This is a genomic window from Companilactobacillus furfuricola (assembly GCF_003946325.1).
Classification (GTDB): domain Bacteria; phylum Bacillota; class Bacilli; order Lactobacillales; family Lactobacillaceae; genus Companilactobacillus; species Companilactobacillus furfuricola.
Genome location: NZ_RHNT01000048.1, coordinates 1 through 16,554, shown reverse-complemented (window position 1 = coordinate 16,554; position 16,554 = coordinate 1). Strand labels below are relative to the sequence as shown.

Below are 16,554 nucleotides of genomic sequence, written 5' to 3'. Positions count from 1 at the left end.
ATATATCCATAGTATAATTACTAATCAATGAATAAAATATTGATATATTGCGGGTTAAGCTTGACATCTGGTAGGAATTTCACCACTGAGGTCTGTATCCCCGGGCCCCTCCGTCTAGATAGAGACATAATCCCCCCTTTGGTTGAGTTTTACCGATTTATTTTGTACAAATTGGCACTGTTTGCGCGTCCTATTTCTCACATGTCTATCTCAGGCTTTATCTATTCTGGTGGGAATAGGTGCTTCCTTGTTTTGTTGCGGTCCTTTTTCTGTTTGAATCACTGATCTTTTTTTCGGTTCGCGGGACTAAAGCTCCGCTCATGTTTGATTTCTGGGGTACATTGTTGATTTCATGGCTTTTTTCTTTGTATGCTCGATAAGAGTTAATATGTTTTTCCCTCTCTGGCTTTTGCTTCTTGGCTTGCGCACTCACTTCTCTCGTACTCTCGCCTTTTTCTTATTTTCTTGTTCGGAGATGTAAAACTAAAATACTAGATACATTCACTTTAAAAATGCAGTCTCAACATCATTTACATTGACAAACTCAACGACTTAAACATTGCATTTGTTATTAGAAGATTATCAAGGGATGTTTTCTATAGATTCTAACTTTCAAAGAGACGTTTGATGGTCCATAATCGAGATGAATAGATTTTTTTGGAAAGGGTGAGTATATGTCTAAGGTATTTATTGCAGGAGAGATTCCTAGTGCTGCTAGCGAGCTGTTGGAAAAAGCTGGTTTGGATGTTGAAATTTTTTCTGGTGATGAGTTGATTGGTCAAGAGGCATTGAAGAAAGGTGTTGCTGATGCTGACTTTTTGATCACGCCTTTATCTACTAAGGTGGATGAGGATGTTATTGATGCTGCACCTAAATTGAAACTTATTGCTAATTTCGGTGCTGGTTTTAACAATATTGATACTGAATATGCTAAAGAAAAGGGTATTCCTGTTGCTAATACGCCATTTGTTTCTGCTACTTCGACGGCGGAGGTTACTGCTGGATTGATCATTAGCTTGTCTCATCGAATTGTTGAAGGTGACCAAGTTATGCGTGGACCTGGGTTTAATGGTTGGGCTCCGCTGTTCTTTTTGGGTCATGAATTGAGTGGTAAGACTTTGGGGATTATTGGCATGGGTCAGATCGGACAACAAGTTGCTAAAAGAATGCATGCTTTTGATATGCCGATCCTTTATACTCAACGTCATCAATTGCCTAGAAATCGTGAAGTTGAGCTAGGTGCTAAGTTTGTTACCAAAGAAGAATTGGTGAAGGATTCTGACATTATCACGCTCCATATCCCTGATACGCCGCAAACACACCATTATTTAGGTGAACAAGAATTCAAAGCTATGAAGAAATCTGCCTTGTTGATCAATGCTGCTCGGGGGGCAGTTATTGATGAATTAGGATTGCTCAAAGCTTTGCAGGCTCAGGAATTAGCAGGGGCAGCTTTAGATGTCTACGAAAAAGAACCACAAGTTGACGATGGATTCAAACAGTTGCAAAATGTCATCTTGACGCCACACATTGGCAATGCCACGGTCGAAGCTCGGAATGCTATGGCTTCGATCGTCGCAAATAACTGTATTGCTGCAGATTCTGGAAATGAGATTAAGTATATCGTGAATAAATAGAAATTCAAAAAGCGTAATGAATTAGGATGATCCTGCTCATTACGCTTTTTTTGTGTCTAAGCGATCTTTTAATTGTTGTAATCGAGTTTCGTTCATTCTCGCGACATTGAAACGGAAGCTGAATTTGTCCGATCCATAGATTCCGCCAGGTTTGACGAGGATATTTTTTTCGAGCAATTGGTTGAAGATATCGCCGTCCGATTGCGTTACCCAAAGATAGAACCCACCAGCGGGGATGTCAAATTGCCAATCTGGTCGGTATTCGTGAAAAATTTTAGCGACGTCGTTGCATCTTTTTTCCAAGGTATTGGTCAATTGATTTAATTCTGGTAAAAAGCTAGTTCGATTGATGACCATGTTGACCATTTCCTGGGCTAACATGCTGGGGATCATGTCTAATTTGCTCTGAACTTGCAACAAGTGTTGTCCGATCGCTTGTGGGGCGATGATCCAACCTATCCGAGTACCTTTGCCGAGCAATTTTGACATTGAACTGATGTAAATAACGTTGGCGGGTGCCAATTCCTTCAATGTTGGTAGGTTATTCGTCGTTGACAACCATCCGAAAACGTCATCTTCGATTACCGCTACTTGGTATTGCTGACAAACGCCCAAGATCTGTTTTCTTTGGGACAAAGTCAGTGTTTCACCAGTCGGATTTTCAAATGTGGGGTTGAGTAGCAGCAATTTGATGCGGTGTTTGACGATGGTGTCCTCTAGTTGGTCGATGTCAAAGTTGCTATAGTTCAGTGGGACGGCAAATGTCCGGATACTGAGGGTTTGAAAAACTGCCGTAGCGTTGAAATAAGATGGTGTGGCAAAGGCTACGGCATCACCGGCACTCAACAAACTACTCAGTACTAATAGCAGCGACTGAGCGGCACCACCCGAGACCATCAAAGTTTGTTGAGCGAGGTCGATATTTTGCTTGATCTGGGGATGATGTCCTAATGTGTCGATCAGTGGTTGATATCCGGTAGAAGCGTATTTGTGATTCTCCAGATGCTTTTCCCAATCGAAATTGAAAGAGCCGATATCAGGGATCAGATCCGCGGGCGATTCGTCAGCCGCTCCATCGATCAATTCGCCTTTGTTCAAGATCCGCGCCTGCATCAGTTGATCTTCAATATTATCTTTTTGCGTGGTAACAGGTTCGAGTAGCGATTGCCAGTTGATACTGATAGTCTGCGGCTTAAGCGTAGGTGTTTCAGCGATAAAAGTACCACTACCCATTTTTTTAAAAATTATTCCTTGGGCGGCTAGTTCGCTCAGTGCTCGATTGACTGTTGAACGGTCGACCGAGAACCAACGAGCTAGACTACGTTCTGAAGGAAGCCTTTGTCCAGGAATGAGTTCGTCGTTTTGGATCAGTGTTTTGATCAGTTGAATGATCGCTAAATATTTTGGCTTGATATCAGGTAGATTGTTGGACCAATTTATCATAAATTATCTCCTTATTATTGTTATTATACAAATTGGTTGGGTCAAAAACAAACCAATTGGTGGTTGTTAATTTGTGCTATTCAATAAATAATAGAAAAATTAGGAGGTAGTTTTATGAACAACGTATTAACGATCGCAGGTTCTGACAGTTTAGCTGGTGGCGGATTGCAGGCTGATCTAAAGACTTTCGAAGAATTCGACCTCTTTGGTGTCAGCGTGATTACTAGTGTTGCTAGTATTTTTGAAGATAAAGTTCAGATCAAGATTTTGGACGAACATCTTTTAGAAAGCCAATTGGACTCGATCATTACGCAAATGAAACTATCTGCGATAAAGATCGGCTTAGTCGGTGATGTCGATAATGTTCAATTAATTGCAGATAAATTGAGTGACATTACGGCACCACTGATCCTCGATCCGGTCTTAGTTTTTAAAGAAGGCAGTACTGATTGTGATAAGTCATATTTACAAGCTATTAAACGGTTATTGCCCAAAGCTTTGGTGGTCACGCCTAACTTGGTTGAAGCGCAAAAGCTCAGTGGCAGACAGATCGAATCGCTGGAAGACATGAAGCAAGCGGCAAAAGATATCCAGGATCAAGGTTGTCCGAATGTTGTCATTAAAGGTGGCAGTCGAATGGCTGGTCATAGTGCGGTCGATTATTTATTAACAGAAAATGGTGACTGCATTTTTAAGAATCCGAAGGCTAATATTTCAACCACCAATGGTGCAGGGTGCACCTTTTCAGCTGCTGTGGCTTCAGGACTTGCAAAAGGCAATTCGATCGAGAATTCAGTCGAAGACGCCAAATCATTTGTCTACGCAGCGATCGTTCACGGCAATCCCGTAGGTAGCGTCTGGCAGGCAGCTAGCCGCAATTTCCCACTATAAATTTTTTTACTATATTGGAGGATCAATATGCAAAAGACTCGAATCAGACAAGAAGTATTAGCGGCAATTTTAACCGCGCTGACCGTCGCAATGTCAATCCTAGTAGTTATTCCTGTTCCTGGAACACACGGATTAGTGACACTTTGCGAGGTCGGGATTTATACTAGTGCTATTTTATTCGGAAATCCTGTCGGCTTAGTCGTCGGCGGTGCCAGTGGATTTTTGATCGATATTATTTCTGGCTATCCAGTTTGGTGCCTATTTTCATTAGTCATCCACGGATTGCAAGGATTTACGGTTGGATTCATGACGAAAAATAAGAAATTGACGCTGCTAAATATTTTACTACCACTATTAGCAGGAAGTACCATCATGGTCGTTGGCTATTATTTTGCCACAAGTCTCTTATTCGGCTGGCCAGCAGGATTAGCTTCGATTCCAAGCAACTTGATGCAAGTAGGCTTTGGAGTCGCAGTCAGCGTCCTAGTAGTAGGCAGTCTAGTCAAAATCAAACCAAATTGGGTAAAGGGGTAATAAGTAATGGAGTTGGATACTTTAGAAAATAATTTAGACATAATCATCCAAGACGTTTTAGATGCAGCCAAATTAAGACCAAATGACGTCTTTGTTTTAGGCTGTTCTACCAGTGAAGTGGTTGGAGGACACATCGGAAAAGACTCTAACCCTGAAGTAGGCAGAAGAATCATCTATACACTATTAAAGAAATTAAAACCATTAAACATCAATTTAGCAGTCCAAGGCTGCGAGCACATTAATCGAAGCCTAGTAGTAGAACGAAAAGTAGCCGAAGAAAAAGGCTTTGAGATAGTGTCAGTAGTCCCAGCCATGCATGCAGGAGGAGCATGTTCAGTAGCAGCTTTTCAACAATTCGATGATCCAGTAGAAGTAGAACATATAGTAGCTCAAGCCGGATTAGACATCGGCGATACATCGATTGGCATGCACGTAAAATTCGTACAAGTCCCAGTTCGTCCATCGATCAAAGAATTAGGAGGAGCCCACGTAACAGCTCTACGTTCCAGACCAAAATACGTCGGCGGCGAAAGAGCCAACTATGAACCAATCGAACACCAAGAATACGTACCAGAATAGAACCACAAAAATCCCAGCAAAAAACGGCTGGGATTTTTTTATTTGGAAAGAATAAAAAAGATTTTCCGGTGTGTAATTGCAACAAGTGTTCATTAAGGCCTTATTCTGCAAGAAATTTACCATCGTTGCAAGAGCATTTCAAAATAATCAAAGTAGAAAAACAAATCCTAACCTATAGCCATATAGAGCACTTTTGAAATATTTGAATATAATAATCGAACACAACAAAAGCCATGAATACAATAAATTTCAGCAAAAATATAAAATCACAACAAATACCAAGAAAATAAAAAGAGCTATTGATTATGAACTAGATTTTGAATTAGATTTTGATTTAGATCTTACAAACCAAGAATGGAATTGAGATAGACATGTGAGAAATAGGACGAGCAAAAAGTGCCGATTTGCACAAAATAAATCGGTAAAACTCAACCAAAATACTACCTCAACACCCCAGCTAACCAAACAAACTAACGGAACACAGCAAAGAAAAACGCCACTGTCTGCCATAGCTCTCTTACATCAATAAAAAAAAGCCGATCCAAGTGATCGACTTAAAAACTTATTAACGATATTTCGTAGCCTGTTCATCATTACAGTACAAGAAATGCCCAGGCTGAACTTCCTGCAATCTCTGATCGTCAGAAAAATGCTTCTTATGATCAAAATCGATCCGTTCACGAGTTTTCTCAACCTCAGGATCCGGCACCGGAATAGCCGAAAGCAAACTCTGCGTGTAAGGATGCAGAGGATTATTGTAGATCTCATCAGAAGAGGCCAGCTCAACGATCTTACCACTATACATAACAGCGATCCGATCACTAATATACTTAACCATAGAAAGATCATGAGCAATAAACATATAAGTCAAGTTTCGTTGTTTTTGAATATCTTGCAACAAGTTAACGACTTGTGCCTGGATAGAAACGTCCAAAGCAGAGATTGGCTCATCAGCGATAATGAATTGAGGATCAACCGCCAAAGCTCGAGCGATCCCGATCCGTTGTCTTTGCCCTCCAGAAAATTCATAAGGATAACGTGACATATGTTCAGGATTCAAGTGGACCATATCTAACAACTCTTCAACACGTTGAGTCCGTTCGTCGTCGTTTTTCGTTAAACCATTGATATCCAAGCCTTCAGCGATGATATCTTTAACCTTCATCCGAGGATTTAATGAAGCATATGGATCTTGGAAAATCATCTGCATTTGTTGGCGGAATTGCTTCATTCTTGGTGAACGATTTTTGATCTTGCTGATATCGTCGCCTTCGAACAAAATTTGTCCGGAAGTAGGATTGTACAAACGGATAATACTTCTTCCTGTAGTACTTTTACCAGAACCAGATTCACCAACTAATCCAAAAGTTTCACCTTTATAAATATTGAAGGAAATGTCGTCGACAGCTTTGACTTCGTTAGCTTTGCCGATGTTGAAATATTGCTTCAAATGTTTAACTTGTACGATCGGTGTTTTTTCGTCAGCCATTATTTGACGCTGCCTCCTAACATTTCTTGGTATTTTTCAAAACGTTCTTGAATCGACTTTGGTGGTTCAACCTTCGGTGCATCGGGATGGAGCAACCAAGTTGCAGCATAATGCGTTTTTGATACTTTGAAAAATGGTGGTTGTTCCTCTTCGTCGATCTCCATTGCGTAAGCATTTCTTGGCGCAAAGGCATCACCCTTTGGTGGGTTCAACAAGTTTGGTGGTGTACCTGGGATCGAGTTGAGACGATTTTGGTCGTCAGTATCAAGTGTTGGCATTGAGTCAAGCAAGCCCCAAGTGTAGGGATGTTGTGGATTGTAGAAGATCTCATCGACATTGCCGTATTCAACTAGTTTTCCAGCATACATAACGGCAACGCGGTCGGCAATACCGGCAACGACGCCGAGATCATGGGTGATGAAGATGATCGAAGTCCCGATTTTTTGTTGTAGCTCTTTCAAAAGATCAATGATCTGAGCTTGGACAGTTACATCCAAAGCAGTCGTTGGTTCGTCAGCGATCAAGATCTCAGGATAATTAACGATGGCGATCGCAATAACGATCCGTTGTCTTTGACCACCGGAAAATTGATGAGGATAGTCTTTCATTCTTGCTTTTGGATTAGGGATACCAACTAAACGGAGCACTTCTTCGGCACGTTTTAAGGCATCTGATTTGGAAACTTTGTTGTGGATCAAAAGTGGTTCGGCCACTTGTTTTCCGATCGTCATGGTAGGATCAAGCGAGGTCATTGGATCTTGGAAGATCATTGAGATCTTGTTACCACGAATGTCATCCATTTCTTTTTCGGATTTCTTCAGGAGGTCCTCATCGTGATAGAGGATCTCACCTTTAGATATTTTGGAATTTTTAGCCATTAATTGTAGAACTGTACGAACTGTAACTGATTTACCTGAACCAGATTCACCAACTATAGCTAGGGTCTCGCCGCTGTTCAAGTGGAAGTCGACACCTCGAATAGCATGGACAGTACCGTTATAGGTTGAAAAGTCTACGTTTAAATTTTTAACGTCTAGTATTTTTTCCATTACTATTCTCCTTAGTCTGATGATTGTGGATCAAAGGCATCACGTAGGCCATCGCCGAGTAAGTTAGTTGCGATCATGATGATCGACAAGATCAAGGCTGGGGCCCACATTTGGTAAGGCAAAAATCTGAACGCCTTTTGACCGTCAGATAGAAGTGTACCTAGTGATGCGTTTGGTGCAGGGATCCCGATCCCAATGAAACTTAAGAATGCTTCAAAGAAGATGGCATTCGGGATCGTGAACATAGTTTGAATAATGATCGTAGATGACAAATTAGGGATCAAATGCTTTGTTGCAATTTTAGTGGAGGATTCACCTAACGTTCTAGCTGCCAAGATGTACTCTTGCTCCTTGAGCTGGAACGTTTGCGCCCGGATCAGTCGGGCCATCGTGACCCAGTCGGTCAGGGCAATAGCAATGACGATCGAGACTAGACCTGGTTTTAAAATGATCATCATTAAAATTACCACGACTAAGTTAGGAACGGACGATACGATTTCGATGATACGCTGTAAGAAGGTATCGACCTTTCCTCCTTTCCATCCGGAGACGATACCATACGGCAGCCCAATGATCAGATCGACCAAGGTAGCGAGCACGGCAACAATCAAGGATAATCTAGTTCCATAAATGATTCTAGAAAGTAGGTCACGACCTAAGTAGTCAGTACCTAAAATGTAATAAGTTCCTTTAGGAGCGCCGACTTCCTTGTAGGCATCAACAGATTTACCATCCATATTTTGCATACCGTTAAAGCCAGGAATGTCTAAATTACCGATCTTAGGTGGCAAGTTAGAATACTCGACCCGTTGAGTATTAGGATTGTGAGGTGCTACTACTGGAGCGAATACGGAGATCAATACCATGATTCCGAGCAAGATCAAACAAACAGTCGCAACTTTATTGGAAAAAAGTCGACGTTTAACATCTTGCAAGTATGTTAGTGAAGGAGTACCAAGACTTTCTTGAGCTTGATCATCCTTTTTATGAAGTAGTTTAAATTTTTCTTTTGGGATCTTTGGAACTTGCTCCATTATTCTTTCCCCCCATTTCCTAATCTAATTCGTGGATCGATCAAACCGTAAAGAATATCGACGATCAAAATTACTAAGACCAACAAGAATGAATAGAAGATCGTAAGTCCCATGATCGTTGGGTAGTCATTAGTGGTGATCGATTTAACGAATTGTTCACCGATACCAGGGATCGAGAAGATGTTCTCGACCACCATGGAACCAGTCATAACTGAAACAGCCATTGGTCCGATGATCGTAACTACCGGGATCAATGAGTTTCTCAAGGCGTGTTTAGTAACAACTTGCCAGTTCGAATTACCTTTGGATTTGGCTAATTCGATATAGTCGCTACTCATAACGTCGACCATTTCCGTTCGCATGAATCGCGCGACATTACCTAGTGGTAAAGCCGCTAAAGCTAATGTTGGCAAGACACTTGATTGGAAGTTGTCCCAGAGAGCAACTGGATAAATTTGCCATTTGTAAGCTAGATAGAATTGTAATAAAACAGCTAAAACGAAAGATGGGATCGATAATCCTAAGATGGAGATGAATGTTGCTAAAGTATCGACCCAAGTGTTTTTTCTGATGGCAGCTACGGCACCTAAAAGGATACCGAGAACTGTTCCGACGATCATAGCTTGAGCACCGATCTGCATTGATGGAGCAAGTCTTTGACCGATCAATTGTGTAACGGGTTCGTTATTGAATTGGAACGATGTTCCTAAGTTTCCTTGGAACAAGCCTCCCATATAACGTAGATATTGAATAAAGACTGGTTGATCTAATCCATATTGAGCTTTGACGATAGCTAATTGTTCTGGCGAAAGCCGATTTTGGTTAGTAAACGGTGTACCAGGCAACATCTTCATTAAGAAGAAGGTGATCGAAGCAATAATGAACAGAGTCAAGAAGAGATACAAGATTCTTCTGAGTATATATTTAGTCATTTTCCCCCAACTCCCTAATTATTTTTTGTAAGCCGTAACTATGTTGTACATACCGTTTGGCGAGACGACATAATTTTTGACATTTTTTCTAGTTAAGTTTGCTTGATAGTACTGGTAAAGCGGAATGACACCTTGTTCTTCAGTCAAGATCTTATCAGCTTGTAATAAGTCGTCCCAACGTTTCATTTCATCGTTGGCATCCGTTGTAGCACTCTTCTTCACTAAGTCGTCGAATTCTTTGTTTGACCACTTACTGTTGTTTTGAGCGTTATTTGACATGAAGATCTGTAAGAATGAATAAGGATCAGGATAGTCCGCATTCCAGGCAGTAACGACCATATCGAAGTCCCCGTTAGTGGACTTAGTCAAACGTGACTTGAATGGGACGTTACTCAAGGTCAAGTTCAAACCAGGAAGATTCTTCTCCATTTGACCTTGGATGTATTCATTTTGCTTCTTTGCTGAGTCTGTATCATCACCTAAGAGAGTGAAGTTTAGATTCTTTTGACCAGTTTCTTTGATCCCTTCTTTCCAAAGCTTCTTAGCGAGTTTTGGATTGTAGGAGCTGTATTTCTTAACGCTTTCGATCTCTGGCTCTTTGGTGAAATCAACGTTAGTTTCTGGATTGTTCGACATTCCAGAAGGGACGACTGAAGTAGTGAATCCAGTAGTCTTACCCAGAACATTATTATTCAATTGATCACGATTGATCGAGTAAGAAATGGCTTGTCTGATCTTCTTGTTTCTGAAGAAAGCATACTTCTTTTGGTTAGGTTCAATGTAGAAAGTTGATGCTTCTTTATCGATTGAGAAAGTATCATAGCTGGAAACTTGTCGGGCAGTATCACCACTGATCTTTTCTAGTCGGTTGATCCGATTAGCATCGTATAAGTTAAGACCAGTATTAGGGTCTTTCGTGACGTAAAATTCAACTTTATTTAACTTAACTTTATCAGCGTTCCAATAACTCTTGTTCTTGACTTCAGTCCAACTGTTGTCAGAAACGTGCCAATTGACGAGTTTGAAAGGACCGTTGAAGACCATGCCGTCACTGTTGAGTCCGTATTGTTTACCGGCTTTTTCGACTGATGGTTTATACAGTGGGAAGAAAACGGCATTGGCGACCAATTTATTGAAAAATGGGATCGGATCGTCAAGCGTAACTTGAAGTGTATGGTCATCTAAGGCCTTAACTCCTAATGAGTTAACTGGTTTCTTGCCAGCACTGATGTCCGCTGCATTTTTGATTCCTTCATATATGTATGCATACTGTGAAGCTGTCTTGGGATCAACAGTTCTTCTCCAAGCATAAACGAAATCCTGTGCTCTAACGGGCTTTCCATTTGACCACTTAGCGTGGCGAAGTGGGAATGTATACGTTAAGCCGTTATTAGTTGGTTTAACGATTTTAGTAGCCATGGCAGGCTGCAATTTGTTCCCGTCAAATCGGTAAAGTCCGTCCATGGTGTTAGTGATATTTTGCCCCCCAATAACATCAGTATTGATCGATGAATCCATTGATGCAATAACATCGCTGGCACTGATGGCAAGGGTAGTCTTACTGTCTTTTTCCGTGGCTGATCCACAGCCAGCTAAAAGGAGCACCATACCAAAAAGTGGTATGAGCGCCAATAAATACTTCCGAGCTTTCATACTTACCTCCCTATAACATAAAACCTGCAATACTATTAGAATACTATCCTCTAAAATTAATCACAATACTTTCTAATTAAAATATTTCTAATCGCAGTCATTAAATATTGTAGCCAAATATTAAAGAAATTACAAAACAAAAAAAAGCCCTTATTTCAGGGCTTTTTCTTGGACGTATTCGTTATAGCGGTCAAATTGTTCCGGACTTAAGTTCGCCTGAATAATTGACCCGTCATTTGTGAAATCCTTGGAAATTATTTGAGCACTTCTAAGGATTTCCTCAGCGATTTTTTGATCCTTATAAGGAACTAGTAGGGTAACTTCTTGATAATCGCTAAAAAGCTTGATCTTGATCAGTTCTACCAATTTGGCGATAGAATCCTTATCCAATGCGGAATAGAAGACGTTGTCGCCCTCGATCATTGGAAATTCTTGACCAGGTTTTAAGTCAGCTTTATTGAAAGCATAGATCATTGGCTTTCCTTTAACGCCAACTTCGTTTAAAGTTTGCTCGGTCACTGAGATCATATTGCGCCAATTGTCATCGGAAACATCGATCACTTGTACTAGCAAGTCGGCATCGGAAGCTTCTTTTAACGTTGTTTTAAAAGATTCGATCAAATTATGAGGTAACTTGCTGACGAAACCAACCGTATCTGACAGCAGAAAACTGGTGTTATCCTCTAGATCGATTTTTCTAACGCTAGTGTCCAAGGTAGCGAAGAGCATATTTTTTTCAAAAACTTTACGGTCGGTTGAATCGTCTTTGTTAAAATTCAACAAACCGTTCATTGTTGTTGATTTACCAACGTTAGTGTAACCAACTAAGGAAACTACTGGTAGGGATGTGTTTGTTCGTCTGCGACTTTGCACATCGATCGTTTTTTCAACTTGAGCTAATTGCTTTTTTAAGTAGGTGATACGTTTACGAATGACCCGACGGTCCAATTCAAGTTGCGTTTCACCAGCACCACGGTTGGCCAGACCACCGGATGAAGATTGTTGATCCAATGGATTTCCTGACGGATGGATCCGTGGCAATTGATATTGTAATTTAGCGATTTCTACTTGGAGTTTCGCTTGCTTTGTGTGAGCACGGTTAGAGAATACTTGCAGGATCAACTCTGTCCGATCCATAAAAGATAACTTCGTGCTTTTTTCCAAGTTGCGGATCTGTGATGGCGTAAGTTCATCGTTTAAAACAATCGTCTTCACGTCATCAGCATTAGCGATCTGAGCAATTTCAGTAACCTTACCAGCACCAAAATAAGTAGCCCCACTAACAGTGTCAGCATTTTGCTTGATCACATCGGCAACTTCCATATTATTAGCTTCGACAAGAGAGCAAAGCTCGTCCATCGTATAATCAAAGGCAGACTGTAAATGACTAACTCCAGCAACGATAACTCTTTCCGTATATTTAATTGTGTCTTCCAAATTGTCCTCCTGGTGGCACTAAACACCCCAGGGTGATTCAATGCCAGTAAATTATTTGTATGCAGAAGTAGCTGCTTTCTTCAAGCGTAATAAACGCATAATAATCAAAACCTTTCAATTAAAATAGAGAGCGGAGGGAGATGGTCAGCTGCTGAGGATTAACGCGAGTGGTCGCACAAGGTGTGGCAAAGCCACGCCGCGACCACCCGTGTTAACCGGAGGCCGCTATCTCCCGGAGCTCGTTTCCACTATAAAGCGGGCAACGTTTGGCACCAATCATATAGAGGTTTGGTATACACCAAGCAACGTTTGGCACCAACCATAAAGAGGTTTGGAATAAACCAACCAACATTTGGCACCAATCATATAGAAGTTTGGCATACACCAAGCAACGTTTATTCCAAATCAATAGAGGTTTGGAATAAACCAACAAACGTTTGGCACCAAACCAATAAAAGTCCGGAATAACCCAACAAACGTCAGATACCAATAAAACAAAACAGTGGCCTAACCCAACCAACCATTCCTAAAAACTCTCTTCAAAATAAAAGTACATTAATGAGTCCACTTAATCATAACACGATTAATAATTCAGACCTAGTCTTTGATATCAATGCATTTCAACAATATTGTTAAAAATATCACAATAAATGGTAAAATGAATTTATAAATACTTTTATACAGATGGGGTGAAAAAGATGGATAAATTTTTAACGTTCGATGTCTATGGAACGTTGTTAAATGAGGATACTTTGTATAACAGGGTCAAAGATATTGCTAAAGATATCGGAGTCGATAGTGAAACAGCCTTGCAGCGGTTTGTCGCCTATCGCGAAAATCCCGCAAATACGCATCCATACGTCGATTATGACTTGTTGATGCGCAATGATTTGATCCAGTTAGACTATCAATTCGGCTTAGAGCACAAATTTGAAAAATATTATGTTGATGTTTTAGAAGCACATCGAGATCTCAAACCATTTCCTGAAGTGATCGATACTTTAGAAAAATTATTATCATTGAGATACAAATTGATCATAATGTCTAATTCAGCATGGAGCATCATGCCCAAGAATTTGGAAGCCCTAAAAGTCCCATTCGATGTTTGGACAGCAGAAGATGTTCACGCCCATAAACCAAATTTAAATTTCTTCAAAGCAGTTGAAGACAATTACCAATTCACCGCCAAAAATCATATTCATATCGCCCAAGGATACGGATACGACATCGTGCCATGCAGTGCAATGGATTGGGATTCGATCTGGGTCAATCGCGACAGTGACAAACCAACAGATCTAGCTCGGCCAACGTATGAAGTAAGTACCCTGGATGAAGTATTACCAATCTTGGAAAACAAGTAACAGACTTTGGATCACGAAATCAACTGTGATCCGGGGTCTTTTTTTCTTAAATTTTTTCTGTAAAAAGCTGATATCATAGCATTTTGAAAAAATATAATTAATTTTTTCTGAGAATTTTTAAGAAATAATGTCTGTGAGGCAAAATTAAAATAAAAGTTCAGGAAAATTCTCGACTCCAAATAGGAAAAAGGATAGAAAATGTCGAATTATTTTCTAATTTTTTTAAACCAAAAATTTGTTATTATCCAAGTAATGAATCAATTGGAGGTCGAAATGGAACAACCAAAACTTTCTGAAGAATACTTAACAGAAGCTTCATTTTTCAAAATATTTGATGAAGAAGATTTTTTATTCAACAATAATCATGTCAAAAATGAAGTGATAGAAGGACAAAGTATCAACCATCCGATGCTCGAGCAAAGTTTATTTGAACACGTGACTTTTAGTGAGTGCGATTTTGAAAAGCTAGATCTAACGGACGTGATTTTTAAAAATTGCGACCTATCGAATTGCCATTTGAATAATTCGAGTATTTTTCGCGTAAAATTCGTCGGTTGCAAAATGATGGGGACCGATTTTACGGGATCTTATTTTAACAATGTACAGTTTGAAAATTGTTTGTTGGATTTTGCTAATTTGAATGAACTGACTTTCAAGGGTGCGTCATTCGCCGAGAGTAGTCTAAAAGACGTCAGCTTCAACGATAACAAGTTAGGACAAGTCAAATTTACCGACTGTGATTTAAATGAAATGATGATCTTGAACACTAAGTTAAAAGGAATCGATTTGAGTAGTTGTCGGTTTGAAAAAATCGAAATCGATGAATTTGGCTTGCGGGGATTAAAAATCAATCGGGAGCAGGCCGCTTTCTTTGCGATGATGTATCTTGGAGTACGGATTTAGTGGATTGAATTTGGGAATTAAAAAAAAGTAACAATGCTGGAATTTTCTGCGCATTGTTACTTTTTTGTTTATAACTAAAATTTTTTATTTTTGGGTGAGATGTTGATCGTTATACGGAGGAAACGAGCTCCAGGCGACAGCATCTGACCGTCGCCTTACGCTCTCTGTGTTTTAATCCCAAGGGAAGTTCAATGAGATGTGTTTGTTCAAAGAAACTTGTTCTTTTAATTTTTCCGCACGATCGATTTTTCTTTGCTTATACCCAGCACAAACGTATTGCTCTTCGGCACTAACGGGGACAATTTCCGGTAATTCAACGTTTTTGTCAATTAGAACAAAGGTAGAAAAGCAAGTGAGTCCGAGGAATCTTTCACCAGTTTTTAAATGTTCACCAATGATTTTGGTAAATACCTCGATGGAAGTTTTACCGATTCCAGTTACGTATGATTCAACACAACGAGAATCTTGCAAAACAAAGGGATGCATGAAGTTAACTTGGTCGACCGAAGCAGTAACCGTTTCGATCCGAGCAGCCCGAGATGCAGCAATTGACGAATTATTGTCGATGGCAGACAAAATTTGACCACCAAAAACCGTCTCGTGTTCATTCAAATCGGAAGCAAAGACGCGGTGATTAGTAATCGAGAGAGTATCTTTACACTTAAGCGAAGTCATAAATAACCAATCCTTTATAAAAAGTTCTTTACTTTGATATTACTTCATTAGTAGAAGAATTAATACTAGGATTTGTATTTAAATGTTTCAAAGCAACACCTTCATGCTCCAACAAAGAAATCTTACGAGAAATTCCACCAGCATAACCAGTCAAAGAACCATCAGCAGCCACAACCCGGTGACAAGGAATAACAATAGAAATCGGATTACGACCAACCGCATTCCCAACAGCACGAGGAGAAGAGCACAATTTTTTAGCAATCTCACGATAAGTCCAGACAGAGCCGTAAGGAATAGTGCGAAGAACATCTAAAACTCGCTTCTGAAAAGCGGTAACTTGAGGATTCAAAGACAAAGCAGAAAAGTCAGGCCGTTCCCCGGCAAAGTAAGCATCAAGCCAAGAAGTCACAGAAGCGGCAATAGAATCGTCAACAGAAGAAATCGAATTCAAATCAAAGTGACTACCAAAATGAGCTTGACCATCAAACCAAAGACCAAGAACAGAATCAGAGTCAGTCAAAATAGTCATATCACCAAGAGGCGAAGAATAAAGTGAACGAGAAAGCATGAAAAAACCTCCAATCAGGAACAATATTGAAATTATTATAACTCATCACAACAAACCACATAACAAATAAAAAAAACAAAAACAACGGCTGAAAGCGAGTGTGCAAGGAACGAGCACACAAGCAAGAAATAAATAAATAGAGAAAAACAGAAAAGCACCAGAACCAGGCAAGAGCACGAGGAACGAGTGCGCGAGCAAGAAGCGAAAGTAAGAGAAGAAAATATATATTCCCACTTCTCTAACCAGCAAACAAGGAAAAAGCAACAACAGCAATATAAGTCAGGAAACAAATTGAGCGGAGCAAAGTCCCGCGAACCGAGAAAAGAGTAAGTAATCTAGAGAGAATATGTCCCAAAAATAATAGGAAGC

General features: G+C 40.1%; 16 protein-coding genes. 7 read left to right on the top strand and 9 right to left on the bottom strand.

Features of this window, described 5'->3' with window-relative positions; translation table 11 throughout:
* The first annotated feature begins 674 nt into the window (after positions 1-674).
* On the top strand, positions 675-1,637 hold the full coding sequence (locus tag EKM78_RS10185; protein ID WP_125771924.1) for a 2-hydroxyacid dehydrogenase family protein: 963 nt from the start codon (positions 675-677) through the stop codon (positions 1,635-1,637).
* A gap of 39 nt (positions 1,638-1,676) precedes the next feature.
* On the opposite strand, the gene EKM78_RS10180 is transcribed toward EKM78_RS10185, so the two are convergent.
* On the bottom strand, positions 1,677-3,080 hold the full coding sequence (locus tag EKM78_RS10180) for an aminotransferase-like domain-containing protein (RefSeq protein ID WP_125771922.1): 1,404 nt from the start codon (positions 3,078-3,080) through the stop codon (positions 1,677-1,679).
* A gap of 114 nt (positions 3,081-3,194) precedes the next feature.
* Here EKM78_RS10180 and thiD point away from each other — a divergent pair, with 114 nt between their 5' ends.
* From thiD to EKM78_RS12995, 4 genes are all read left to right on the top strand, one after another.
* On the top strand, positions 3,195-3,971 hold the full coding sequence (gene thiD, locus EKM78_RS10175; protein WP_125771920.1) for a bifunctional hydroxymethylpyrimidine kinase/phosphomethylpyrimidine kinase: 777 nt from the start codon (positions 3,195-3,197) through the stop codon (positions 3,969-3,971).
* Positions 3,972-3,998: 27 nt separating this feature from the next.
* Positions 3,999-4,505 carry an ECF transporter S component gene (locus EKM78_RS10170; RefSeq protein WP_125771918.1) on the top strand — a complete coding sequence of 169 codons (507 nt, stop codon included), beginning with the start codon at positions 3,999-4,001 and terminating at the stop codon, positions 4,503-4,505.
* Positions 4,506-4,511: 6 nt separating this feature from the next.
* Entirely contained in the window at positions 4,512-5,084 is a 573-nt protein-coding gene (locus EKM78_RS10165) for a TIGR01440 family protein (RefSeq protein WP_125771916.1), read from the top strand.
* A 193-nt stretch (positions 5,085-5,277) separates the two neighbouring features.
* Positions 5,278-5,448: a hypothetical protein gene (locus tag EKM78_RS12995; RefSeq protein WP_211334362.1), complete on the top strand. Its 171-nt coding sequence runs from the start codon at positions 5,278-5,280 to the stop codon at positions 5,446-5,448.
* 201 nt (positions 5,449-5,649) lie between these two features.
* Here EKM78_RS12995 and EKM78_RS10160 read toward each other — a convergent pair whose 3' ends face one another.
* From EKM78_RS10160 to hflX, 6 genes are all read right to left on the bottom strand, one after another.
* Positions 5,650-6,573: an ABC transporter ATP-binding protein gene (locus EKM78_RS10160; protein ID WP_125771914.1), complete on the bottom strand. Its 924-nt coding sequence runs from the start codon at positions 6,571-6,573 to the stop codon at positions 5,650-5,652.
* A complete protein-coding gene (locus EKM78_RS10155) occupies positions 6,573-7,622 on the bottom strand; it encodes an ABC transporter ATP-binding protein (protein WP_125771912.1) in 1,050 nt (349 codons plus the stop codon). Before EKM78_RS10155 ends, EKM78_RS10160 begins: the two co-directional genes overlap by 1 nt.
* A gap of 11 nt (positions 7,623-7,633) precedes the next feature.
* Positions 7,634-8,656, bottom strand: a complete 1,023-nt coding sequence (locus EKM78_RS10150; protein ID WP_125771910.1) for an ABC transporter permease — start codon at positions 8,654-8,656, stop codon at positions 7,634-7,636.
* A complete protein-coding gene (opp3b, locus tag EKM78_RS10145; RefSeq protein WP_125771908.1) occupies positions 8,656-9,588 on the bottom strand; it encodes an oligopeptide ABC transporter permease in 933 nt (310 codons plus the stop codon). The genes EKM78_RS10150 and opp3b overlap by 1 nt, the downstream gene beginning before the upstream one ends.
* A gap of 18 nt (positions 9,589-9,606) precedes the next feature.
* Complete coding sequence (locus EKM78_RS10140) at positions 9,607-11,241, bottom strand: peptide ABC transporter substrate-binding protein (RefSeq protein ID WP_125771906.1); 1,635 nt, start codon at positions 11,239-11,241, stop codon at positions 9,607-9,609.
* A gap of 150 nt (positions 11,242-11,391) precedes the next feature.
* Positions 11,392-12,678 (bottom strand): GTPase HflX, encoded by a 1,287-nt coding sequence (gene hflX / locus EKM78_RS10135; RefSeq protein WP_125771904.1) that lies wholly within the window; start codon positions 12,676-12,678, stop codon positions 11,392-11,394.
* Positions 12,679-13,376: 698 nt separating this feature from the next.
* Between hflX and EKM78_RS10130 the strand changes: the two genes are divergently transcribed.
* Both EKM78_RS10130 and EKM78_RS10125 read left to right on the top strand, forming a co-directional pair.
* Positions 13,377-14,039: an HAD hydrolase-like protein gene (locus tag EKM78_RS10130; protein ID WP_125771902.1), complete on the top strand. Its 663-nt coding sequence runs from the start codon at positions 13,377-13,379 to the stop codon at positions 14,037-14,039.
* A 273-nt stretch (positions 14,040-14,312) separates the two neighbouring features.
* Positions 14,313-14,942 (top strand): pentapeptide repeat-containing protein, encoded by a 630-nt coding sequence (locus tag EKM78_RS10125; protein ID WP_164507300.1) that lies wholly within the window; start codon positions 14,313-14,315, stop codon positions 14,940-14,942.
* Between the two features lie 171 nt (positions 14,943-15,113).
* Here EKM78_RS10125 and EKM78_RS10120 read toward each other — a convergent pair whose 3' ends face one another.
* The gene (locus EKM78_RS10120) at positions 15,114-15,617 is read right to left on the bottom strand and encodes an acyl-CoA thioesterase (protein ID WP_125771898.1); all 504 of its coding nucleotides are present in this window, start codon (positions 15,615-15,617) and stop codon (positions 15,114-15,116) included.
* 28 nt (positions 15,618-15,645) lie between these two features.
* The gene (locus tag EKM78_RS10115) at positions 15,646-16,185 is read right to left on the bottom strand and encodes a methylated-DNA--[protein]-cysteine S-methyltransferase (protein WP_125771896.1); all 540 of its coding nucleotides are present in this window, start codon (positions 16,183-16,185) and stop codon (positions 15,646-15,648) included.
* Positions 16,186-16,554: the final 369 nt, after the last annotated feature.